This is a genomic window from Flavobacterium sp., from assembly GCF_039595935.1.
Lineage (GTDB): Bacteria > Bacteroidota > Bacteroidia > Flavobacteriales > Flavobacteriaceae > Flavobacterium.
Window position 1 is genome coordinate 120,352 of sequence record NZ_JBCNKR010000004.1, and the last position, 24,331, is coordinate 144,682.

22 protein-coding genes are annotated in these 24,331 nt (G+C 32.7%); 14 read left to right on the plus strand and 8 right to left on the minus strand.

Features of this window, described 5'->3' with window-relative positions; all coding sequences use genetic code 11:
* Positions 1 to 732, plus strand: coding sequence for a DUF3667 domain-containing protein (locus ABDW27_RS01005; protein WP_343694197.1), 732 nt, complete (start codon positions 1 to 3; stop codon positions 730 to 732).
* A 66-nt stretch (positions 733 to 798) separates the two neighbouring features.
* On the opposite strand, the gene ccsA is transcribed toward ABDW27_RS01005, so the two are convergent.
* A complete protein-coding gene (gene ccsA, locus ABDW27_RS01010; RefSeq protein ID WP_343694198.1) occupies positions 799 to 4,086 on the minus strand; it encodes a cytochrome c biogenesis protein CcsA in 3,288 nt (1,095 codons plus the stop codon).
* 284 nt (positions 4,087 to 4,370) lie between these two features.
* Between ccsA and ABDW27_RS01015 the strand changes: the two genes are divergently transcribed.
* From ABDW27_RS01015 to ABDW27_RS01075, 13 genes are all read left to right on the plus strand, one after another.
* A complete protein-coding gene (locus tag ABDW27_RS01015; protein ID WP_343694199.1) occupies positions 4,371 to 5,132 on the plus strand; it encodes a Rossmann-like and DUF2520 domain-containing protein in 762 nt (253 codons plus the stop codon).
* Complete coding sequence (locus ABDW27_RS01020; RefSeq protein WP_343694200.1) at positions 5,116 to 5,643, plus strand: HAD-IIIA family hydrolase; 528 nt, start codon at positions 5,116 to 5,118, stop codon at positions 5,641 to 5,643. The genes ABDW27_RS01015 and ABDW27_RS01020 overlap by 17 nt, the downstream gene beginning before the upstream one ends.
* A 153-nt stretch (positions 5,644 to 5,796) precedes the next feature.
* On the plus strand, positions 5,797 to 6,732 hold the full coding sequence (locus ABDW27_RS01025) for a geranylgeranylglycerol-phosphate geranylgeranyltransferase (protein WP_343694201.1): 936 nt from the start codon (positions 5,797 to 5,799) through the stop codon (positions 6,730 to 6,732).
* Positions 6,725 to 7,309: a Maf-like protein gene (locus ABDW27_RS01030; protein ID WP_343694202.1), complete on the plus strand. Its 585-nt coding sequence runs from the start codon at positions 6,725 to 6,727 to the stop codon at positions 7,307 to 7,309. The genes ABDW27_RS01025 and ABDW27_RS01030 overlap by 8 nt, the downstream gene beginning before the upstream one ends.
* Positions 7,310 to 7,319: 10 nt before the next feature.
* Positions 7,320 to 7,850, plus strand: a complete 531-nt coding sequence (locus ABDW27_RS01035) for a mechanosensitive ion channel domain-containing protein (RefSeq protein ID WP_343694203.1) — start codon at positions 7,320 to 7,322, stop codon at positions 7,848 to 7,850.
* Positions 7,851 to 7,964: 114 nt separating this feature from the next.
* Positions 7,965 to 9,068, plus strand: a complete 1,104-nt coding sequence (locus ABDW27_RS01040; protein ID WP_343694204.1) for an AI-2E family transporter — start codon at positions 7,965 to 7,967, stop codon at positions 9,066 to 9,068.
* A gap of 86 nt (positions 9,069 to 9,154) precedes the next feature.
* Complete coding sequence (locus tag ABDW27_RS01045) at positions 9,155 to 10,987, plus strand: hypothetical protein (RefSeq protein ID WP_343694205.1); 1,833 nt, start codon at positions 9,155 to 9,157, stop codon at positions 10,985 to 10,987.
* A 189-nt stretch (positions 10,988 to 11,176) separates the two neighbouring features.
* Entirely contained in the window at positions 11,177 to 11,686 is a 510-nt protein-coding gene (locus ABDW27_RS01050) for a hypothetical protein (RefSeq protein WP_343694206.1), read from the plus strand.
* 209 nt (positions 11,687 to 11,895) lie between these two features.
* Positions 11,896 to 13,515 (plus strand): hypothetical protein, encoded by a 1,620-nt coding sequence (locus ABDW27_RS01055; RefSeq protein WP_343694207.1) that lies wholly within the window; start codon positions 11,896 to 11,898, stop codon positions 13,513 to 13,515.
* A 190-nt stretch (positions 13,516 to 13,705) separates the two neighbouring features.
* Positions 13,706 to 16,237, plus strand: coding sequence for a PIG-L family deacetylase (locus ABDW27_RS01060; protein WP_343694208.1), 2,532 nt, complete (start codon positions 13,706 to 13,708; stop codon positions 16,235 to 16,237).
* A gap of 122 nt (positions 16,238 to 16,359) precedes the next feature.
* Positions 16,360 to 18,090, plus strand: a complete 1,731-nt coding sequence (locus ABDW27_RS01065; protein ID WP_343694209.1) for a sodium:solute symporter — start codon at positions 16,360 to 16,362, stop codon at positions 18,088 to 18,090.
* Positions 18,091 to 18,326: 236 nt separating this feature from the next.
* The gene (locus tag ABDW27_RS01070; RefSeq protein ID WP_343694210.1) at positions 18,327 to 18,581 is read left to right on the plus strand and encodes a hypothetical protein; all 255 of its coding nucleotides are present in this window, start codon (positions 18,327 to 18,329) and stop codon (positions 18,579 to 18,581) included.
* Positions 18,582 to 18,715: 134 nt separating this feature from the next.
* A complete protein-coding gene (locus ABDW27_RS01075; protein ID WP_343694211.1) occupies positions 18,716 to 19,345 on the plus strand; it encodes an MCP four helix bundle domain-containing protein in 630 nt (209 codons plus the stop codon).
* Positions 19,346 to 19,349: 4 nt separating this feature from the next.
* Here ABDW27_RS01075 and ABDW27_RS01080 read toward each other — a convergent pair whose 3' ends face one another.
* The 7 genes from ABDW27_RS01080 to ABDW27_RS01110 form a co-directional block, all read right to left on the minus strand.
* Positions 19,350 to 19,763: a nuclear transport factor 2 family protein gene (locus ABDW27_RS01080; RefSeq protein ID WP_343694212.1), complete on the minus strand. Its 414-nt coding sequence runs from the start codon at positions 19,761 to 19,763 to the stop codon at positions 19,350 to 19,352.
* Positions 19,763 to 20,290, minus strand: coding sequence for a TetR/AcrR family transcriptional regulator (locus tag ABDW27_RS01085; RefSeq protein ID WP_343694213.1), 528 nt, complete (start codon positions 20,288 to 20,290; stop codon positions 19,763 to 19,765). The genes ABDW27_RS01080 and ABDW27_RS01085 overlap by 1 nt, the downstream gene beginning before the upstream one ends.
* Before the next feature lie 134 nt (positions 20,291 to 20,424).
* The gene (locus ABDW27_RS01090; protein WP_343694214.1) at positions 20,425 to 21,267 is read right to left on the minus strand and encodes a DUF2911 domain-containing protein; all 843 of its coding nucleotides are present in this window, start codon (positions 21,265 to 21,267) and stop codon (positions 20,425 to 20,427) included.
* Positions 21,268 to 21,337: 70 nt separating this feature from the next.
* Positions 21,338 to 22,000 (minus strand): HAD family hydrolase, encoded by a 663-nt coding sequence (locus ABDW27_RS01095; protein WP_343694215.1) that lies wholly within the window; start codon positions 21,998 to 22,000, stop codon positions 21,338 to 21,340.
* A 182-nt stretch (positions 22,001 to 22,182) separates the two neighbouring features.
* Positions 22,183 to 22,899 (minus strand): tRNA threonylcarbamoyladenosine dehydratase, encoded by a 717-nt coding sequence (locus ABDW27_RS01100; RefSeq protein WP_343694216.1) that lies wholly within the window; start codon positions 22,897 to 22,899, stop codon positions 22,183 to 22,185.
* 158 nt (positions 22,900 to 23,057) lie between these two features.
* Positions 23,058 to 23,714: a TatD family hydrolase gene (locus tag ABDW27_RS01105; RefSeq protein ID WP_343694217.1), complete on the minus strand. Its 657-nt coding sequence runs from the start codon at positions 23,712 to 23,714 to the stop codon at positions 23,058 to 23,060.
* The gene (locus ABDW27_RS01110; RefSeq protein ID WP_343694218.1) at positions 23,714 to 24,313 is read right to left on the minus strand and encodes a DUF1684 domain-containing protein; all 600 of its coding nucleotides are present in this window, start codon (positions 24,311 to 24,313) and stop codon (positions 23,714 to 23,716) included. The genes ABDW27_RS01105 and ABDW27_RS01110 overlap by 1 nt, the downstream gene beginning before the upstream one ends.
* Positions 24,314 to 24,331 lie beyond the last annotated feature (18 nt).

Genomic DNA, 24,331 nt, shown 5'->3' on the forward strand with positions numbered 1-24,331 from the left:
ATGGAAATAACTTGTAAAAACTGCCATCAGATTTATAAAGGACATTATTGTAACAATTGCGGACAGAGTGCAGAAACACATAAAATTAACGCCCATTTTTTATGGCACGATATTCAGCACGGATTATTGCATTTTGACAAAGGAATATTATATTCTCTAAAACAATTATTTACCAGACCCGGAGATTCTGTTCGCGAATTTATAGAAGGGAAACGTGTAAGACATTTTAAACCGCTTTCGCTGGTTGTTGTTTTGGCTACTTTTTACGGTTTTATGTATCATTATTTTCATATCAATTTATATCCTTATAACAGTGATGTCAGCGGGATTAATTATTATGAATTTAATGAATGGATGTCTACCCATTTTTCATGGATTACAATTGCAACTATTCCTATATATACTATTGGAACTTTTATTTGTTTTAGAAAACAAGGTTATAATTTTGTTGAGTTTTTTGTTCTCAATACTTTTAAGGCTTCACAACGATTATTTGCTCACCTGCTTACGTTTCCTCTTTTATATTATTTTAACGGAAAACCCGAAATTACTTCATTTGTCAAAATTTTATATGTGATTGATGTTCTTTTGATTTTATGGACAAATATTCAGTTCTTTGACAGGATTTCGAGAATTAAAGCGTTATACTTGTCGATTTTGAGTCATCTTATATTCTTAATTATTTTCTACACAATTGCTGTAATAATAGTTTTAATCATAACTAAATTTTAGTAAATCATCAATTATTCAAATAAAAAAGGTTCAACTAATAATTGAACCTTTTTTAAATTTAAGAATTTATTTTTTCTTCGTTTTATAGAATTTTCTGTAACTAGGATAAGTGATTCCTCCTATTGCAGCGATCGTTATCATACAGTAATATATCCAGTTTAATGAGTGAGCCTCTCCGCTTGCATAAGAGTGTAAACCTACCAAGTGGAAATTTACTCCATAATAGGTAAACAAAATAGAAATAAATGCAAACATACTCATTAAATTAAAGAACCATTTTCCGCGTAAAGCCGGTACAAAACGAGCGTGAATTACAAATGCGTAAACCATAATCGAAATTAAAGCCCATGTTTCTTTTGGATCCCAGCCCCAGTAACGTCCCCAGCTTTCATTTGCCCATTGTCCTCCAAGGAAATTACCAATTGTAAGCATGATTAAACCAATTGTTAACGCCATTTCGTTGATATAAGTAATTTCTTTTACGTTTAAAGCCATTTTTGCTTTATTTCTTTCATTTGTGAAGAAAATCAAAATCAAAGCAACAAAACCTAAAATCATTCCTAATGCAAACGGACCGTAACTTGCTACAATTACAGCAACGTGAATCATTAACCAATAAGAATTAAGAACCGGCTGTAAGTTTGCAATTTCCGGATCGATCCAGTTCATGTAAGCCGCCATTAAAATCATAGCCGTTACAAATGCACAAGATGCAACAGTTAATTTTGATTGACTTTCTGCTCTTAAATAGAATAAACCATATAAAGTAGAAATTACTCTTGGCGTTGAAAGAGTAGGCATTTTTAATTTTAAATCAAAAGCCAAACCAAAGAACATAGTTGCCCATGCCACATAAACAATCGATTCGTAAGCATTACTCCACGGTGCATGGCCAGAAATATACCAGCGTGCAATTAAACCTAATGTATGCAGAGCAAATAAAAGACCTACAATAATATGAAAAAAATTAACGGTAATACGAATCCATTTTTTCTCAAAAAAGATATTCAGAATCGTAAAAATCAACATTAAAATAGATGCTGTAATATACCAATATGGTAGTTTTTTGAAAACATCGTATTTGTTGTAAGCAATCTCTGCATCAATTTTTTGCTCACTCGGACGTACTTTTTCTCCAAACTTTTTCTGGAAACCATTGATACTTTCCACCAACTGATCTGCTGTATCCCAGTTTTTAGAAATAGAACCGTTGTTTAAAGCGCTAAAATACAATGGCAGAATTTGTTTTACATATGTAGAATCCATTCCTTTAAAACCATTATTATTACGTTCTAAGTATGAAACCCATTTATGGTTTGGATCGTTTGGAATTGGGAAAATCTTTAAAATACTTCCGCTTAAAGCAGATTCCATTAAGTTTACTTTTTTATCAGTTTCGATAAAATCTTTTTCAAACTGATTTGGATTTCCGGCTTTGTAAGCAGCATCTAAATAAGGAGAAAGTTTATAGTTTCCGCTTTCATCAAAGAAATTTACAAACGGAGCAAATTTTGCTTCTTTTTCGATACCAATGATTTTACGAATACTGTCGTTTCCTGACTTAATATAAATAATAGGAACCTGAATCCAAACCTGAGCATATTGTGTCATAGACAAAAATACCTGATCAGAATTCATTCCGTTATACGTATCGTCATGACTTACTTTTCTAAGCAATTCAGATGAAAACGTATTAATAGGTTTCATCCTTCCTCCTGCATCCTGAATAATCAAACGTCCAAATTTAGCCGCATGCGCTTCTGGAGCTTTGTAAATATTCAATAACGAATCTAATTGCTTTTTACTTGGCGGAGCGGTTACGTGATTGGCATGATCGTTTGGATCTGCGGTATGATTATGATCGTGATCGTGCGAGTGAATGTGAGGATTTTGTTGTGCAAAACCGCTTAAACTAATCATTAAAACCAAAATGGTAATTAGTTTTTCTTTTTTCTTATTTACAGCGTCTAGTTTACGTTTCAAATCTCCAAAGCGTGAATGTTTTGTAAACATAATAGCCATTAAACCAAAGAATAACATAAAATATCCTAAATAGGTAATCGAAGTTCCCCAGAAATCATGATTTACTGATAAAACAGTTCCTTTTTCATCAGGATCAAATGAAGATTGGAAGAAACGGTATCCTTTATGATCTAAAACGTGGTTCATATAAATATCAGCGTCAAAAGTTTCTGCAGAATCTAAAACGGTTACTTTGCTTTCAAATGCTGAATAACTTTTTTCAGTTCCCGGATATTTAGTTGCAATAAAGTCGTTTAACTTAACTTTGAAAGGCAGAATATAAGCTTTACTTCCAAAGAAAATAGAATATTCGATATTACCAATTTTAACTGTTTTTGGTTCTCCAACATTTCCTTTAGAGCCCATAACCATTACTTCTTTTTCCTGACCTTCAGCTTTTACTTTTACTATTAAAGCATCTGTATGCGATTTTGCTTTGTAATCATTGTTAGATTCGTATGCCACTTTTCCTTTCATAGCTGGATCAGGGAAAACGATTCTGATATCGCCAATACTGTATAAAGAACGCATCATTAAAGGCTGAACGTTATCTTTGGTAACTTTTCCTTTTAACTGATCTGCCATTCGCATAAATTCTCCTTCAAATGGAGTTTGAATAGTATACTTTTCTCCTTTAGTATTGATGTTAATTGCACCTTCTGTAGGTTTATTTAAAGCAAATAATACGTTGTGAATGTTTTGAACTTCACCTTCTTTCAGATAATGTTCTTCACGTCCGCCTGCACCGGCTTCAACTAATTTTAGATATAAAGTTCCGTTTGGATCCGGTTTAACAACTTCTTTGGCACCCATGATATAATTTGAATACGAAACTTCAAACGGAGTTTCATCAAATTTTCCTGAAATTGAAAAATCATTGTTGGTTACTGGTGAAAGCAAAAGGCTTTTTTCAAAAACCCTGCGTTTCATTTCACCTTTATATTCTCCGTCAACAAAAACGGTTATGAATGTTTTATCTGAAAAAATCTGATTTTCTGCCGCTCCTTCACGTATTGGCATCATACCTTCATAACTGATATAACGGGTAATAAAAGCTCCTAAAATGATAAAAACAAAGGCTATGTGAAGTAAAAAAGTAGCCCATTTTTCTTTTTTAAGTAATTGATAACGTTTAATGTTTCCGAAGAAATTAATCATGAATATGAACATTATGGCTTCAAACCACCAGGTATTATAAATCAAAATTCTGGCTGTATCGGTATTGTATTTACTTTCGATAAAAGTTCCAACACCCATTGCAATTGCGAATGTTAAAAAAAGAACGGCCATTAATCGTGTAGAAAACAAAAAAGAGAATATTTTTTTATCCATTTCTTAGGAATTACATTGTATAAAAGTGGCACAAAAATACTTAAAAATGTTGATTTGAGGTAAATGTTATTTGTTAATAAAAACCAAATAATCGGATTGAGTTTTGGGCCACAGATTTCACAGATTACACGGATTTTTTAATTTGATTTTGAACACTTTATAATTTTAAGCATGTTTATTTTTCTAAGACAGGCAAAATAAAAATCTGTTTAATCTGTGAAATCTGCGGCCAAACTTCCCTAATCTTTATTTCCTTTAGAAAAAATAATGTTAATTTTGCGATTATGATTCGAATAACGATAATTGGTTCCGGAAATGTCGCGCAGCATTTAATAAAAGCCTTTTCAGCAAGCCCTCTTGTTGAAATTGTACAGGCATTTTCGAGAAAAAAAGAAGCTTTGATTCCTCTTCTTGATTCAGAGAAAATCGTAACCGAATTTTCGGCATTAAAAAAAACGGATTTATATATTATTTCGGTTTCTGATAATGCTATCGCTGAAGTTTCAGAAAAACTGCCTTTTGAAAATCAATTAGTTGTACATACTTCCGGCACAACTTCGATCGATGTTTTAAATTCAAAAAACCGCAAAGGTGTATTTTATCCTCTGCAGACATTTTCTAAAAACAAAGCCGTTGATTTTTCTATAATTCCGATTTGTTTAGAAGCTGAAAATCAAGACGATTTTGCTATTTTAGAAACTGCAGCAAAAAGTATTTCGAATGCTGTTTTTGCCATAAGTTCTGAGCAAAGAAAAGCATTGCATGTAGCAGCGGTTTTTGTGAATAATTTTACCAATCATTTATATAAAATTGGACAGGAAATCTGCGAAGAACATCAGGTTCCGTTTGAAGTATTAAAACCTTTGATTCAGGAAACTGCCGAAAAAATAAAAACATTAGCTCCAATTGATGCACAGACCGGCCCCGCAAAACGCCATGACTCGGTTACAACAAATGCTCATTTGGATTTTATTACCAATGAAAATCAAAAAAACATTTATAAAATACTAACACAATCTATACAGCATAATGGCAAAAAGTTATAAAGAAATGATGAACGACATTACAACATTTATTTTTGATGTTGATGGCGTACTTACAGACAGTTCGGTTTTTGTAACCACAGAAGGAGAAATTCTTCGTACGATGAACATTCGTGACGGTTATGCGATGAAAGCAGCTGTAGAAAGCGGTTATCATGTCTGCATTATTTCTGGCGGAAGCAACGAAGGAGTTCGCGTAAGGCTTAAAAATTTAGGCATAACCGATATTCATTTAGGAACTCCTGATAAAGTAAAAACTTTTAAAGAATATACAGAAGCTAATAATATCAAACCAGAGCAGGTTTTATATATGGGAGATGATATCCCGGATTTTCACGTAATGAAATTAGTTGGTTTACCTGCTTCGCCACAAGATGCAGTTCCTGAAATTAAAAACATCTGCCGTTATATTTCGCACGTAAAAGGCGGAAGAGGCGCCGCAAGAGACGTTATCGAACAAGTCATGAAAGTGCAGGGAAAATGGATGGAATATTTTAACGGACAACACGATTAAAAAATTTTAGATCTTTGAATTTAGATTTTACATTATTTTCTAAATCTTCATAAATCACTAATACGATTTTTGTCAAAGTTTTAAACTTTGACAAAGATTCAAAAAGAAAAACCTCAGAACCTTAGTATCTCAGCCACTTAGAACCTTAAAAAAATGAAATACCTAAAACTAATTCGATATAAAAATTTGCTGATGCTTGCATTTATGCAGGTTTTATTTCGTTATGCTTTTTTAAAACAACAAGATATTCCTTTAGCATTAGCCGACTGGCAATATGGCCTTTTAGTTTTAAGTACCGTTTTAATTGCTGCGGCGGGTTATGTAATCAACAATATTTATGATGTTGCGACAGATACGATCAACAAACCGCAGGATGTCGTAGTTGGCAAAGGAATTTCAGAAACTGCGGCCTATAACATATATATAGGACTAAACGTAACCGGAGTTGCTATCGGATTTGTGCTTTCAAATATTATTATGAGGCCCACATTTGCATCACTTTTTATATTGATTGCTTCGCTGTTGTATTTTTATTCTACCACCTTAAAATCGATTATGCTTTTAGGCAATTTTGTGGTTGCCGCTTTACTTTCTGTAAGCGTTCTAATAATTGGTGTTTTTGATATATTTCCGGCTACAACACCAGAAAATCAGGCTCAAATGGCCAGTTATTTTTCTATTCTGACAGATTATGCCCTGTTTGCCTTCATGATTAATTTCCTTCGTGAAATAATTAAAGATATTGAAGACATGGATGGTGATTACAACCAGGGAATGAATACTTTACCAATTGCAATTGGAAAAAGCCGTGCTGCAAAAATCGCCTTGGCTGTTGCTATAATTCCGTTTATTTTATCATTGCTTTATATAAAAAAATACTTTTTTGAAAATAATCTTTTGATTGTAACGCTTTATTCTTTTGCTTTTGTTTTAGCACCTTTATTATACTTTATTGTAAAAATATTTAGTGCAAAAAGTCAAAAGGATTTTCATCATTTAAGTACGGTTTTAAAATTGATTTTATTATTCGGAATTTTATCCATTCTAGTAATTAGTCTCAACCATCAATATCTGCAAAATCATGCTTAAAGATAAACTCAAAAAATACAAACTAATTCTGGCTTCAGGATCACCAAGAAGACAGCAGTTTTTTAAAGATTTAGATCTTGATTTTGAAATTCGCTTAAAAGATGTCGAAGAGATTTATCCGCCTGAACTCAAAGCGGTCGAAATTACCGATTTTCTGGCGCAGTTAAAGGCAGATGCTTTTAAAGATGAATTACAAGAAAATGAAATCCTGGTTACCAGCGACACCATAGTATGGCATCAGAATAAAGCTTTGGGCAAACCAAAAAATGCTCAGGAAGCTTTTGAAATGATTAAATCAATGTCGGGTACTACGCATGAAGTTATTACCTCAGTATGTTTTCAAACCAATGCTGCTTCTACCCTTTTTCATGATATTACAAAAGTTACTTTCAAAGATTTATCAGATGAAGCAATTTTGTATTATATCGAAAACTATAAACCTTACGACAAAGCCGGAGCTTATGGCAATCAGGAATGGTTTGGTTTTATGGCTGTTACAAAAGTAGAAGGCTCTTATACAAATGTAATGGGGCTTCCTACAGCCAAAGTTTATGAATATTTGAGTACATTAGTATAAAAAATAATTTATGTTTTCTTTTAAGGAATATACTCAGGAAATATTTGCGACGATAATTCTTTTACTTGTATTAATTGCATTACGAATGATTGTTGCCAAATTAATTCGACGTTTTGCCGCTACAAGCCATTTATTAGAACATCGTACTAATCTGGTTATTAAATACATTCATATTTTAATGAATATTTTAGTAGCAATAAGCCTTATTGTAATCTGGGGCGTTGATACTAAGGATATATTTATAACCGTTTCATCAATTGCAACCGTAATTGGTGTGGCAATGTTTGCACAATGGTCAATTTTAAGCAATATAACTTCCGGAATGATTTTATTCTTTTCATTTCCGTTTAGAATTGGTGATACCATCAAAATTCACGATAAAGATTTTCCAATAGAAGCCGAAATCGAAGACATTAATACTTTTCATGTAAGCCTTAGAACCAGAGAAGGCGAAAAAATTATTTTTCCAAACAATTTACTTTTACAGAAAGGGATTTCTATTATGCCGTCTCATTACGAAGAGAAGGAATTTTTTGACTAATTTTTGAATGGGAATTTTATAAAGTATAATTAAAAAGCTAAAACGTTATAATTTGAATAAATTATAATATTTGCTTAACCAAATTATACATATTTCTATAAAATTTCATTCAAAATGACCCAGCCAATTAAATTGCCTTTTTATGCAAAACTAGCGTGTATTTTAATAACTTTAATTTCATTTGCTTATATTTTTTGTATTGCAAAAGATATAATTACACCTGTTTTACTTGCTTTTTTGTTTGCCGTATTACTACTTCCTGTTTTTACATTTTTAAATACCACGTTTAAGTTTCCCAGACATCTCGCGGCCATTGTTTGTGTCTTGATTTTTCTGGCATTTATAGGCGGAATTCTTGTTTTTATATCGTTTCAGGTTACCAATATGGCTGATGATTTTGACACGATAAAGAAAAATGCCAATTCATTTTTAATTGAAATACATAAGTTTATCAAAGAAAATTTCCAGATTAGCATCGGAGAACAAAAAAAATATCTTGACACCGTTACAAAAGATTCTGTAAAAAACGGAAATGCTACACTGGGTTCTGCTATAATTTCGATAAGTGATCTCGTTTTAGATAGTACTATAATTGTCATTTACACGTTTTTATTTTTGATATATAAAGAACATTTTAAATTGTTTTTAGCCAAATTAATCAGCAAAGAAAACCATTCTGTTTTAAAAGATATCCTTTCGCAGATAAAGGTTTCAATAAACAATTACATTGTAAGTTTAATTATAGAAATGATAGTGGTTTCGGTATTAACCAGTTTAGGACTTTGGATTATCGGTATTAAATATTTCATTTTATTAGGTTTAATAACCGGTATCTTGAATTTAGTGCCTTATATAGGAATTCTGATTGCTGGTGTTATTACAGTTCTGGCCTCGCTTACAGGATCTGGAGAAATTTCTGTTATTACCGGAATTTTAATAGTAAACGTAATTGTTCAGCTGATAGATAATAACCTTCTTGTGCCATTGATTATCAATTCAAAAGTTGAAATAAATGCTTTTGTTTCGATTATGGGAATTATTGTTGGCGGCGCAGCGGCCGGAATATCGGGAATGTTTTTAGCAATTCCGCTTTTAGCAATTCTAAAAATAATTTTTGACAGAATTGAATCTCTCGAGCCGTGGGGGTATTTAATGGGAAATCATATTCCGCGAAAATTTGCCTGGAGACGCGTTAGAAAAACAAAAACCGAAGAATAAAATAATCATCCGATTTAGATAATATTCGCTTTATTTATCTTAAATTCATGTAATAATCTACTCTCAAAAAGTCTAAAACTATCTGAATGTTACTCAATAAAAAAATAACTATTTTTATTTCCTTATGCTTTTGTTTTCAAAGCATTTGCGCTCAGACAGATAATACAAAGAAAGAGAATCCGCAGAAAAAAGACAGTACCGAAATTTATACTAAGATTAGAAATTATTCTAAGAAAAATAAGTTTACCCAAACCCTGCACAAATTACTTTTCAGATCTAAAAAACCCAAAAAAAAGGATCAGATAATTGAGCCAAGTGACAGCGAAAGTTTTGAAGGGAAAATTATTCGCAAAATTAATATTGTTACGCTCGATCCGTTTGGATATTCTATTACTGATACAACTGCAGGGCCAAGAAACTGGGGAGAACGTACCGGTAACAGACTGCATCTGAAAACAAAAAAAATTGCCATCTATAATTTACTTTTATTTAGAAGAAATACGCCTTACGATCCTTATAAAGTACAGGAATCAGAACGTTTAATTCGTGCACAGCGTTACGTTACAGCTGTTCGAATTACAAATGAATTAGCAAGTCCGGCATCAGATTCTGTTGATGTTACCATTAGAGTTTTAGATTCCTGGAGTACAATTCCGAGGTTCTCAATTTCTAGCAGCAGAGTTGGAATTGGATTTAAAGAAAAAGATTTTTTTGGAACAGGCCAGCAGCTCGAATATCGTTTTACCAATCGATTTGATGACGGATCAAACGGTAATGACATTACCTACACGGTACCCAATATAAAAAACACTTACATCAGCACCACGCTGCACTACAACATGGATCTTGACAATAATTATACGAAAAGTATTGATATTGAAAGAGATTTCTACTCACCTCTAACCAAATGGGGAGGCGGTGTTTTTGTTGGACAAAATTTTCGAAGAGATACTCTGCAGTCACCAGACCAAAGCTATGCCTTTCAGCCTTTTAAAAATAATTTTCAGGATTTTTGGGCAGGTAAAGCTACAAAGGTTTTTGAAGATGAAAACGAAGTCATTACCAATTTAATAACATCAGCACGTTTTTTAAATGTCAATTATACTGAATCTCCTGATTCATTGTATGATCCGACCAATTTTTATTCTGATGAGAAACTGCTTTTAATGGGAGTTGGTCTTAACCGAAGAAAATTTATCAAAGACAATTATATTTTTAGAAATGGTCAGACAGAAGACGTTCCTACTGGCCGAATTTACGGCGTTACTTTTGGTTATCAATATAAAAACCAGCTTTGGAGGCCTTATGCAGGCGCTCAATTTTCTTTTGGAAATTATTACCGATTTGGTTTTTTGAGTATGGATTTTGAAATTGGAACGTATTTTCATGATTCTAAAACCTACCAGACAGCTTATTTATTTGAATCGAATTATTTTACCAAACTATTTAATCTCGGCACCTGGAAACTAAGACAGTTCGTAAACCCAAGAGTCGTTATTGGTGCTAATCGCGAAGATATTATTGGCGATCAACTGAGTATAAATGAACAAAACGGTCTGGCAGGTTTCAACAGCGCGCTTTACGGAACGAGTAAAACAGTTTTGTCATTGCAAACGCAGACTTATTCGCCTTATGCTTTATGGGGATTTCGTTTAAATCCGTTTTTTAATTATACAATAGCTTTTTTGGGTAGTCCAAAGAATGCGATGTTCGATAGTAAACCCTATTCAAAAATAACTTTAGGGTTATTAATTAGTAATGACTACTTGGTTTTCAGTTCATTTCAGCTTTCACTTTCTTATTATCCAAGTATTCCGCTGCAAGGCGATAATGTTTTTAAAACAAATACTTTTGAAACCACAGATTATGGTCTGCAGAGTTTTGAACTTGCTAAACCAAAAATTGTTGATTACCGATAAAAAAAAATATCTTTTTTTTTATCATTTTTTTATTTCATAAAAACATCTTAAAACCAGCATTTTAGCTATTTCACACGAATTTTTTATCGTTTAAATACTATTTTTATCCGATGAAATACAATTGTTTTTTTATTTTTGGCACGGTATATGAAAATCCCTAAGTAAGATTAACATTAAAGTCTAAAAAAAATGAAAACAATTAAAATAGCAATCGCCGGATTATTTCTATTGGTTGCAAACGCCACACAAGCTCAGGTATCAGTTAACGTTAATATAGGAACACCTCCAGCTTGGGGACCTGCAGGATACGCAGAAATGGAGTATTATTATCTTCCGGATATTGAAGCTTACTATGATGTACGTGCTTCTCAGTTTATATATTTTGGAGGAGGAAGATGGGTTAGAACAACTTATTTACCAAGACAATACAGAAACTATGATTTATACGGAGGATACAAAGTAGTTTTAACAGATTACCACGGAAGAACTCCTTATGTATATTTCGACCGTCATAGAGTAAAATATTATAAAGGATATCATGGTGCGCCGCAAAGACCTTACAAACCAAGACCGGTTTATGGTTACAGAGAGCGTAGAGATTACAAACATTATGACAAGCATTATGATAAACACCACGATAGACATGATCACCACGATCACGACGATGATCACCACCACGGAGGTCATGGAAGAAGATAATTGTTAAATTCGCAATATTTCAATACAAGAGAGTATCAATAATTTTGATACTCTTTTTTTTATGATTAAATTTAATAAACATAATTGTTAAAAAATCATATTAAACACATAAATAGCTGTAAAACAGATTATTCCGCAAAATTAACGTTTGTTTAATAAGATTATGATTTATATTTGCCGCGAAAATTAAAAACCCAAAAAGGAAATTTATGAAAAAGAGTATTTATTTATTTTCATTTTTAGCATTGGCATTTTTTGTAAGTTGTGATGATAACGACAATAATGACAATCAATCTACCACAAGCATTACTATTAATAATGATGCAGCAGCCCTAAACCAAAGGCTTGATTATACCAACTCGGGTGTAATTGTGGTAGAAAACAGTATTATAACAGGGAAATTCGCCAGTACAAATGCCACAACTACATTTCCTTTGGTACAAATTGCAGAGGTTAAACCTCCTGTAGACAGCAACGGAAGAACATTACAAGCGAGTCATGTTGCTGTAAACGGAAACTACGCTTATGTTTCTTATATCATGAGAGGCGAAATTTATTCTGGTGCAATTGATGTAATTGACATTTCTGATCCTTATAAACCCAAATTAGTTACTTCTGCTTTAATAGCAAATACTGATATTGCTTCTCTTGCCTACTCTAACGGAAATTTAATCATTGGAGGAGCAAAAGATATCGATAAAGATGCTTCACTTACTAATCCGGCTATTGTAATTAATATGCAGTTAAGCTCAGGATTATTAACTACAACATATAAAACTAATCCTTTAGAAAGCCGTGTTACAACAGATGTTGCTGCAAATTCTTCATCTTATTTTGCTGTAACCGGAGACAACGGTAGTTTATTCAAGTTAAACAGTTCTAGCAGAGCTGTTGAAAACAAAGCTGCAATGGCTGATTTACGCTCGATAGCTTTAACATCTGATAAAATTGTTACTTTAAGCGGAACAAAAGGAATCAACATTTACAATGCTTCGACGCTGGCTTTACAAAAAAGCTTTTCTACATCTGCAGATGTAAGCGGAGCAAAAAGAACAATGGATGTTGACGGAACTAAACTTTTAGTTTCTGAAGGTGCAAACGGTCTGGGAGTTTACGACATCAACAGCGGATCTAAATTGCAAACTATTTCTATACCAACAGCAGGAGAAGATAATGTAACCAATGCCGTTTCTGTTAACGATGGTTATGCGTTTCTTGCCAATGGAGCTCTTGGACTTAATGTTTACCAAACAGGATCACAGTTAAGCTTACTTGGATCTGTTGGAATTGCTGGTTCATCAAACTACGTAAAATCAAGCGGTGATTATATTTATGTGGCCAGCGGAACAGGCGGTTTAAAAATCATTAAGATGGAAAAACCAAATACTACATTTGCAAGCTGTTCATCTTACGGAATCTACAATCAAGGTCGGGATTTAATTTTAAATTCAAACGAAATAAAATCATATCAGGGAGCAACAGCCATTAATTCGGCAATCGTAAATTCTGGTGCTGTTTTAACACATTGCGGGTCTATTGCGATTCTTAGCAATTTAACTTTAAACAGCGGCGGTACTTTTAATATGAGAGGAAGTTTATCTCAGGGTAAATACCAGCAGGCTAATCCAACAGAACTTATCATAAATGATAAAGCTGTTCTACAAGTAGAAGGTTCTGTAGTGATTTGGGGCGATTTGAGATTAAACAGTGGTGCTAAGATTAATTTTATCGGAAACGATTCTTCAATAACTATCTATGGAAAAGTTACCAAAGGAACGAATGTTACCATTACCGGAACTTACAAAGACACCGAAAACAAACTAAAATAAAATATAATAAGCGCAAAAGCGGCTTTTTAACAATTTAATACAGAAGCTGTCAGATTAAATCTGGCAGCTTTTTTTTGCTTTATTCTTAAAAAATTAGGTACAATTATTGTGCGTTAACATTTCATTTAAATAATCTTCCATAAAATAATTAGTATTTTTGGAACAATTTCAAAAAACAACTAACTCAACCATGCGTAAAATAAAGGTTTCATTTCTTTTTCTATTTCTTATAGGTTTTCAAGTTTCATTTGCACAACAACCGCAAAAACCAAGTTCAGTCGAAATCTATAATCAAATCAAAAAACTTAACTTTTTAGGTTCTGTAATGTATGTTGCTGCACATCCAGACGATGAAAATACCCGCATGATATCCTATTTGGCAAATCAAATGAATGCCAGAACGGGTTATTTATCTTTAACTCGCGGCGATGGCGGGCAAAATTTAATCGGTCCGCAATTGCGTGAACTTCTTGGCGTTATCAGAACTCAGGAATTAATTGAAGCCCGAAAAATTGATGGTGGAGAACAGTTTTTTTCAAGAGCAAACGATTTTGGTTTTTCTAAAAATCCTGACGAAACACTTCAAATTTGGGACAAAGACAAAGTATTAGCAGATGTGGTCTGGACAATTAGAAATTTTCAGCCGGATATTATCATAAACAGATTCGATCATCGTTCGCCGGGAACTACGCACGGGCATCATACCTCTTCTGCCATGTTAAGTGTAGAAAGTTTTAAATTAACAAACGATCCAAAAGTTTATCCAGAACAATTAAAATACGTTTCGCCGTGGCAGGTAAAACGTCAGTTTTTTAATCCATCATGGTGGTTTTACGGAAGCCAGGAAAAATTCGACGCCGCTAATAAATCAAAATTCACAAAACTGGAAACCGGAGTATATTATACCGGAACAGGAAAATCAAATCAGGAAATTGCCGCTTTAAGCCGCAGCCGTCATCAATCGCAAGGATTTGGAAGCACGGGTGTTCGCGGTTTAGAAACAGAATATCTGGAGTTAATTAATGGTGATACTCCTGCTGATCGCGATAATTTATTCGACGGAATAGATACAAGCTGGAACCGTGTTAAAAACGGAAAACCTATTGGGGATTTAATTTCATCTATTATCGAAAAATACAATTTCAGCAATCCGTCAGCAAGTATTCCGGATCTGATAAAAGCGTATACCATGATCGAAGCTTTAGACGATACACATTGGAAAACAATAAAAACTGCTGCCGTAAAAAATATCATCGCTTCTTGCTCAGGTTTATATCTTGAAGCCGTTGCCAGCGAACAGGAAGCAACTCCGGGAAGCCGAATTAATTTAACTTTAGAAGCCATCAACAGATGTGATATCGAAATGCAGTTAACCAGCGTAACGACATTACCAGATAATAAAACCACAGCTCAAAACAGTATTTTAAAAGATAATAACGATCAAAAAATCAATTTACAGCTGCAGCTTCCAGCCAATATTGAATATACACAGCCGTATTGGTTAAAAGAAAAAGCTACAGTTGGAATGTATACTGTTTCTAATCAGCAGAATATTGGTATTCCTGATATTATCAGAGAAGTAAAAGTTATTTTTAATGTAAAGATTAAAGGAGTTGAAATTCCGTTTGAGCGTACTGTAGTTTACAAATATAACGACGGTGTAAAAGGCGAAATGTATAATTTCCTTGATATTGTTCCGGAAGTTACAACTTCAATTCTGGAAAAAGTTCTGGTTTTTAGAGATACCAAAAGCAAAATGATTCCGGTAAAAGTTCGTGCCGGAAAAGACGATGTAAAAGGAAATCTGCAATTAGATTTACCAAAAAGCTGGAATGTTTCTCCAAAACAAATTCCGTTTGCCTTAGACAAAAAAGGAACAGAACAAGTATTTTATTTTGAAGTTACACCTCCGGTAAATCCTGAAGAAGTGGTTGCAAAAAGTATTGCAGTTGTTGATAATAAACGTTTTGACAGAGACGAGACAATTATTGATTTCAGCCATATAACCAAACAAATGGTTTTAAAACCGGCCGAATCAAAATGTATCAGAATTGATTTAAAAACTTCGGGCGACGCCATTGCTTATATTATGGGTGCAGGCGACGAAGTTCCGGAAAGTTTAACCCAAATGGGATACAAAGTTTCTATTTTGAAACCAGAAGAAATTACGCCAGAAAAACTGGATTCTTTTTCAACTGTTATTACCGGAATTCGTGCTTACAATACTGTAAACGCTTTGGCAAACAAACAAAACATACTTTTCAATTTTGTAAAAAGCGGTAAAAATATGATTGTACAATATAATACAAACGGAAAATTAGTAACCGATAAAATGGCTCCTTATCCGTTAAAATTATCTAACGATCGTGTTACTGAAGAAAATGCAAAAATTACGTTTTTAGCGCCAAATCATCCAGTTTTAAACACGCCAAATAAAATCACAGCTAAAGATTTTGAAGGCTGGACACAAGAACAGGGATTATATTATCCGGATGAATATGATCCAGCCTTCACTCCTATTATTTCGTCGCATGACAAAGGAGAATCGGCTAAAAAAGGAGCATTATTAGTTGCTCCTTATGGAAAAGGATATTATATCTATACAGGGTTAAGTTTTTTTAGAGAATTACCAGAAGGTGTTGCCGGTGCTTACAGACTTCTTTCGAACATTATTTCGCTAAAACAGCCAATTGAAGCTCCTAAACAAGATATTAAGCAATAAATTTCAGCATTATGGAAGCTAAAAAAATAAAAAAATGGAAAAAAAGCTACACCTATGTTTTGGTTGCTAACGCAATTTACATTGTGATTTTTTTCTTAATCATGCAATTTTATTCATAACCTATGCAGCTATTTGACTGGATCGTACTTATTGTTACACTTTTATTTATTGTTGGATATGGTTCATGGAAAACCCGAGGCAGTAAAAATGTTGAAGATTTCATTTTAGGAAACAACGAAACACCTTGGTATACAGTTGGACTTTCTGTAATGGCAACTCAGGCCAGTGCCATTACTTTTTTGTCTACACCCGGACAGGCGTATCATGACGGAATGGGATTCGTTCAGTTTTATTTTGGACTTCCGATTGCCATGATTGTTATCTGTTTGACATTTATTCCGTTATATCATAAATATAAAGTTTTTACGGCATACGAATTTCTGGAAAAACGTTTTGATGTACAGACACGTTCGCTGGCAGCGATTTTATTTTTAATTCAAAGAGGTTTAGGAACGGGACTTACTATTTACGCTCCTGCCATAATTTTATCTGCATTATTAGGCTGGAATTTAACGGGAATGAATATTATAATTGGTGTAATGGTAATTATTTACACCTTTTCCGGAGGAACAAAAGCGGTAAACGTAACCCAAAAACAACAAATGTTTGTCATCATGTCGGGAATGTTTATTACATTTTTTCTGATTTTACATTATTTGCCAAATGATATGACTTTTACCAGCGCGCTCCATATTGCGGGTGCCAATGATAAAATGAATATCGTAGATTTTTCATTTGATCCGGAAGAAAAATATACTTTTTGGAGCGGAATTACCGGAGGATTTTTTCTGGCCCTAGCCTATTTTGGTACAGATCAGTCTCAGGTAGGACGCTATTTATCAGGAAAATCTGTTACGGAAAGCCAAATGGGATTAATCATGAACGGACTTTTAAAAGTGCCGATGCAGTTTTTTATTCTGCTGACCGGAGTTATGGTTTTTGTGTTTTTTCAGTTCAATCCAGTTCCGTTAAACTTTAATCCGAACAATAAAACTGTAATTGAAAGATCAGCTTATAAAGAAGAATACCACGTTTTAGAAAAAAAACTGGACAAACTTTCAGAGGACAAAAAAGTAATCAACTTACTGTATATCGATCAGTTAAACCAGGATTACGACAACCCGATTCTCCGTAAGGAATTAGTTAATTTATCGAACAAAGAAAAAGATCTTCGTGAGCGTGCTAAAGATATTATTTCAAGAGCCGACAGCAATAGCGAAACGAACGATAAAGATTATGTGTTTTTTCATTTTATTCTTCATTATCTGCCAAAAGGTTTAATTGGTTTACTATTGGCTGTAATTCTTTCAGCAGCAATGTCATCAACGGCTTCGGGATTAAATGCTTTGGCTTCGACAACGGCAATCGATATTTATAAAAGAAATATTAAAACCGATAAATCGGAGAAACATTATCTGCATGCGACTAAATTTTTCACCTTATTCTGGGGCGTTATAGCAATACTTTTTGCCTGCGTTGGAACTTTGTTTGAAAATTTAATTCAGCTTGTAAATATTATTGGATCAATTTTCTACGGAACCGTTTTGGGGATTTTCCTTGTTGGTTTTTATATAAAACGCGTTCAGGCCAAACCTATGTTTATCAGTGCTGTTATTACTCAGTTTATAATTATAAATATTTATTATTTTATGGTTTACAAACAAGAAAAGCTGGGTTATTTATGGCTTAATTTTATTGGAGCGATTTTAACTATTGCCTTGGCGTTGATTTTTCAGTTTTTGTTTTTTAGAGGAAATAAAAAAGAGAATAACGATTTAATTTTAGAAGATTAATGTTTCAGAAATTATTTCTTATAATGTTATTTTTAATTTGCTTTCAAGCAGAAAGTCAAAATAATGATGATGCTGAAATAATTGAAAATCATTCTATTTCTGATCAACTATATACAAAGTGTTTTGAAAATTTGAATCAAGGAACCGAGACTTTTCAAAAATATTTTGACCTCAAAGAAGATAATTTTTGTAGATTGTATGAGTGCATGTTTCTTTTATACATTAAAGATCCAGAAATGAAAATTGCTACTGAAAAAAGATTAATTGAGATTGCAACCAGACTATACCAAGAAGGAACACCTGTTTATCTAACTATGGGAATGGACAGTAATTTAAATGCTCAGGTAAAAAATGAAAATCTTGAAGATGATAATCATATCGTTTATATAAGTTTTGGTGACTGCTTGAATCCAAAATATTTGATAGATGCTGCAGAAATTGTAAACAATCGAACGCTTTCGCTAATTAATCAATCTGCATCTAAAAACTAAAACATCTCCGAACATCTTTGTCAAAGTTTAAAACTTTGACAAAGATTATCAACTTAATTTTTTTCACTACTAAATTAATTCAAAATCTAAACAAATCTCTATCTTTGAGAAAGCTACTTCTTAAATAGAGTATTATGAAATATCTAAAAAAGTACAGCAATAAAACAAAAGCAGCAATGGTTTTGCTGATTGTGATGCTTATAATTTTACTTGGAAATTTCAATACACTTCAAAATTCTAAAAATGTAAACGAAAATATCAATGCGATTTACAAAGATCGTTTAGTCGTTGCGCATTATATTTTTCAATATTCTAAACAACTTCATTTTATAAAAGCCGAAGCCGAAAAATTAGGCTTAAGCGATAATATGAAGAAAAATGAAATCGCACATACGCTCGACATCATTCATAATATTGATGATTTGTATGCGAAAACGGTTTTAACCAATAAAGAAAAACAGCATTTTGATTCATTTCTAGCTTCTTGCAAAGAAATTAACAAACAAGTTGAAAACAAGAACTGGAACAAAATTGCATACTCGAGTGCTCAAGCCTTAAAAACGTTAGAATCTCTATCGCAAATTCAAATTACGGAAGGAAAGGCTAAATTAGCAAATGCAAACGCCATGTATAACAAAAACAATACTTTAGGACAACTGCAAATTGCCTTACTGATTATTTTAGGCGGAATTACTTTTTATCTTTTGATTGTAAAAAAGATAAAGCGAAAAATTAAAATCCCTGAACATCCGAGTATGAATTAAACTCTTATTTTAATTTTCTATCCTCTTCTTTAATTGCAAGGTCATTTATACTGGCAAATCGTTTTTGCATTAAACCATTAGCATCAAATTCCCAGTTTTCATTTCCGTAAGCTCTAAACCAGTTTCCGTTAAGATCCTGATATTCATACTCAAATCGCACAGCAATTCTATTTTCTGTATGTGCCCAATATTCTTTTTTTAATTTATAATTTTTCTCTTTCTTCCATTTTTCAGTCAAAAAAAGAACAATTTCCTCGCGTCCGTTTACAAACTTGTCTCTGTTTCTCCATTCGCTATCAATCGTGTAAGCTTTAGAAACTCTTTCCGGATCCTGACTGTTCCAGGCATCTTCTGCCAATTGAATTTTTTCTTTTGCCGTTTCTAATGTGAAAGGCGGCAACGGTAATTTCTGTTCCATTATTTTAAAATTAAAGTTTGAATGATTTTTTTTGATTTTTCAATTAACTCGTTTGATTTAAACATTTGACTTTCGATAATACAGCTTTCAAATAACAGATACAAATGGTCTGATATTAGTTCATCTTTCAAAATATCTCTAAAATAATCCCGCAGATCCTTTTTATGATTTTGAATCACGCTGAGTATTTTCACATTATCTGAAGGAATTTCAGAAAGTATATTTAGAAAGCTGCATCCTCTGAAATTTTCTTTTTCATTCATAAAAATCAGAAAGTCAAATGATGCTAAAACTTTAGAATTTGAATCTTCTGTTTTAGAAGTAAATTTTAATAATTCATTAAACCAAAATATGTGTCTCTGCTCTAAAAAAGCAACACACAAATCTTCTTTTGATTTAAAATGCTGATAAAAACTGGCTTTGGCAACTTTAGCCTCTTCAATAATCTGGTTAATTCCAGTAGCATTATAACCCTGCTTGTGAAATAAATCAAATGTCTTTTCTAAAATTCGTTCTTTTGGCTGCATGTTCAAATAATTAACTATGCAAATATAAATATTTTTTTAATATACAGACAAGTCTGTCTGTATTAAATTCAAAAAAATTCCAAAGCTCTTAAAACTTTGGAATTTGTATTTTTTATATTTAAATTTTCAAGAAATTATCTGCTCCATTCAGAGATACTGTCTTTATTCATTTTAACATAATCCTGATTATTTGCAGCTTCTGCAGCAGCTAATGAAATTTTAGCCGTTTCAATAGCTCCTTTTTTGTCGCCTTGTTTTGCCTGAATCAACGATTTTAATCTTGAAACATAATATGGTTTATCGCTGCTCATATCTAAAGCTTTATCAACATATGTTTTAGCAGTTTCTAAATTTCCATTTGATGAAAATAAATATTGAGATGCTGCATAATAGTCGTTCCAGGTTGGTCCGGCTAATGTTTTATCAATACTTGCTATTGCCGTTTTAGCAGTTGGAACTTCAAATTTTAAAGCCACATGAGAGTTTTCCCAAGCCATTTCTAAATAACCAAAATTCTGGTCCAAACCATTAATTCCAATTGTAAATGTTTCTACAGGAGTTGGCAGGGCATCTTCTTTAACTGTAGTTCTCAATACCACATATTGTTCGTTCCAGTTTTCAGGCAATCCCCAGTTGTCTGTTGAAAGATAAAAAATAACTTCCCAGCTTTCAATTTTCGGAATAGTATAAATTGCATATTTTCCTTTTTTCAAAGTCTTACCGTCAATTACAACGTCATCGCTAAAATTAATCACTGTATTTTCATTAGCTCCGGTTCTCCAAAGTTTCCCAAATGGTACTAAATTTCCAAAAACTGCTCTTCCTCTGGCTCCTGGTCTTGAATAAGTGACTTCAACATCCGTTAAACCAACTGTTTGTTTGATATATCCTTTTGGACTGGCCTGTGGTGTTCTAACTTGTGCTTCGGCAGCAAAAGGCGCCAAGATAATGGCTAAGGCAATAAATAGTTTTTTCATTATTAAGTTCAATTTTGTTTTTTCAAATTTACAAATTCAAATAGCTAACAAATGTTAAATTTTATATAATTCAAGCTTTAAACTGTGATATTTTCTCAGCGTTTAGCTCATTAAAATGATTAATCACTATATCCGCTTCTGATAAGTCCTGCATATTTGAGTGTTCGCTATTGTAACCAACACAAAAAATCCCTGCTCCTTTTGCCGCTTTTACGCCATTTGTACTGTCTTCTATAATAATACATTCTTCTTTTGGCGCAATAGACAATGATGCCGCATGAATAAAAATAGCCGGATTGGGTTTTGACTGCGGAAAATCTTCTCCGCTTACTATATGAGAAAAATACTGGTGCAGATTGAATCTTGTAAAAACACGTTCAATTGTAACTTTTGATGCAGATGAAGCCAAAATTATCTGAAATCCGTTTGCATGCAAATCTTTAATTAAATCTTCAACACCATCTAATAAATACAAATCTTCTTTGGTATCAAAAGCGTCATTAAAAATATTTCTTTTTCTTTGAATCAGATCTTCCACTTCATGCTCAATAACAGGAAAATGACTTTTTAAAGTCTGAAAAGTATTTCTTGTTGAAAGTCCGGTAAAAGAAGTATACATTTCTTCGGGAACTTCAATTTCTAATTCAGAAAATTGTTTGTAATAGGCATAACGATGAACGGGTTCTGTGTCGACAATTACGCCGTCCATATCAAAAATTACTGTTTTAATCATTTTTTTTTAAAAGGTGCTAAGGTTCTTAGTGGCAAAGGTTTTTTAAAGGTGCTAAGGTTCTAAGCTTCTGAGATGCTGAGTTTTCTTATTTCGAACTTTGTCAAAGTTTAAAGCTTTGACAAAGTTATTTTTACCTTTCAAAAACTTAGAACCTTAGAAACTTAGTGCCTTAGAACCTTTTTTTACTCTTTTTTAAGTATATAACGAATTACGGTTTCAGCAGCGTGAAGACCGAATAATCCGGGCATGTAGCTGTTTGTACCGTAAAACGATTTTTTGAAGTTTTTACCGTCGGTTAATTTTAAGCTTTTTTCATTTTGAATTTCTGATGAAAAAACGACTTTTAATTTATTGATTTTTACTGCTTTTAATCTCTTGCGGATTGTTTTAGAAAAATAACAGTTGATTGTTTTAGAAATATCAGCCACTTTTACTTTAGAAGCCAGCATCTTTCCTCCTGCTCCCATGCTGCTGATTATTTTTACTCTTTTACGTTTTGCGGCAATAATTAAATTCAATTTTGGCGTAATACTATCGATACAGTCCATAACGTAATCAAAATCAGAAGAAACGATTTCAAAAGCACGTTCTGGCGATAAAAACTCCTGAACACGGGTTAAATTTAATTCAGGGTTAATATCCATTAAGCGATCGCCCACAATTTTAATTTTTGGCTGTCCCACAGTAGAATGCAATGCAGGTAATTGTCTGTTAATATTCGTAATATCAACAACGTCACCGTCAACAATAGTCATATTTCCAACTCCTGCTCTGGCTAAAAACTCAGCCGCAAACGACCCAACACCACCTAAACCTACAACCAAAACATTTGCGTTACGTAAGTTTTCTAATCCTTCTTTTGTAAATAAAAGCTCGGCTCTTTCTGTCCACTCTGCCATATATTCTATCTTTTGTTTTTTTAAGTTTTATATTTTTTGTTTCAAGTTTCAAGTTTGCTTGTCAGGCTGAGCGAATTCGAAGCCCAACGTCCAATTGAAGCGCCCTTCGACTTCGCTCAGGTGACAAACTTATTTCACTTTTTACTTTTTACTTTTCACTAATTACTTTTTTCATCAAACACTCTTTTAAAATTACTTGAAATAATATCTTGTAATTCTTTTACATTCAATTTTTTATATTCAGCTGCTAAATTATAAACCTGTTCAATACCTTCTTCAATTGTATCGGTTTCTAAAAAGAAACGATCATTTGGCACATTCTCAAAAGCAGTTTTTAAATCCGGATTTTTTAAAAGATATTTTCCAAAAGAAATATAAAATCCATCTTTAATTAATTGTTCTGCAAGCTGTTTGTTTTTTGAAAAACCGTGAATAATCATCGGAACAGAAATTTTTAATTTCTTTTTTATCGCTGTAACTTCCTGAAAAGCCGCCACACAATGTATAACAACCGGTTTTTTATATTTTTCGGCCAAAGCTAATTGCTTTTCAAAAACTGTAATTTGCTGTTCCAGCGGAATTTCTATTCGTTTATCTAAACCACATTCGCCAATGGCCAGACAATTTTGGGTATGAAGTTTTTCTTCAATAATTTTCAGTTCCAAATCAATTTCATTCTCCTTAATATACCAAGGATGAATTCCAATCGAGTAATACGGAATTGTTTCATCAAATTCCTGAGGATATTGATTTACCAATTCTAAAACATTAGACTGATTTGTAAATTGATGGGTATGAAAATTAAAAAATTCCATTAATGAAAAGTCTTCACTCCTGCTTTGATTTCCACTTTTAAATCATTTTCAAGAGGAACAAGCGGACATGAATATTTATGATTATAAGCACAATATGGATTGTATGCCTGATTAAAATCGACTGCAATTGTTTTTCCTTTCGGGATTTTCAAATCGATATATCTTCCGCCAATGTAACTTTCTTTCCCGCAGGTTAAATCAGAAAATGGCAGAAATAAATGGTCCTTGTATTCTTTTTGTTTCGAAAGTTCAATGTTTCTGTAAACATTCAATTGCATTTCTTTACCATTTAAGCTAAAATACAAAGTTCCGTATTTTATGTATTGAGGAGTTCTGGTTCCTGTAGTTTTCATTTCGAAAACTTTTTCGTTTTTCGCTTTTTCAAATCTTGCGTTTACAAAATATTTTGAGCTTATTGGATAAAAATCTAAAGTTTTAAATGTTTTTAAATCTTCTTCCATTAACGGACTTGTCTTAGCATCAGCGTATTCTGAATTAATTTGCTTTTGGAATTTTTCAGCTGCACTCTGACTGAATTTACTTTGGCTAAAACCAAAATTAAATGCCAGTACTATAATTAGAACTAAATAGTTTTTCATCTTTGAAATTTTATGCAA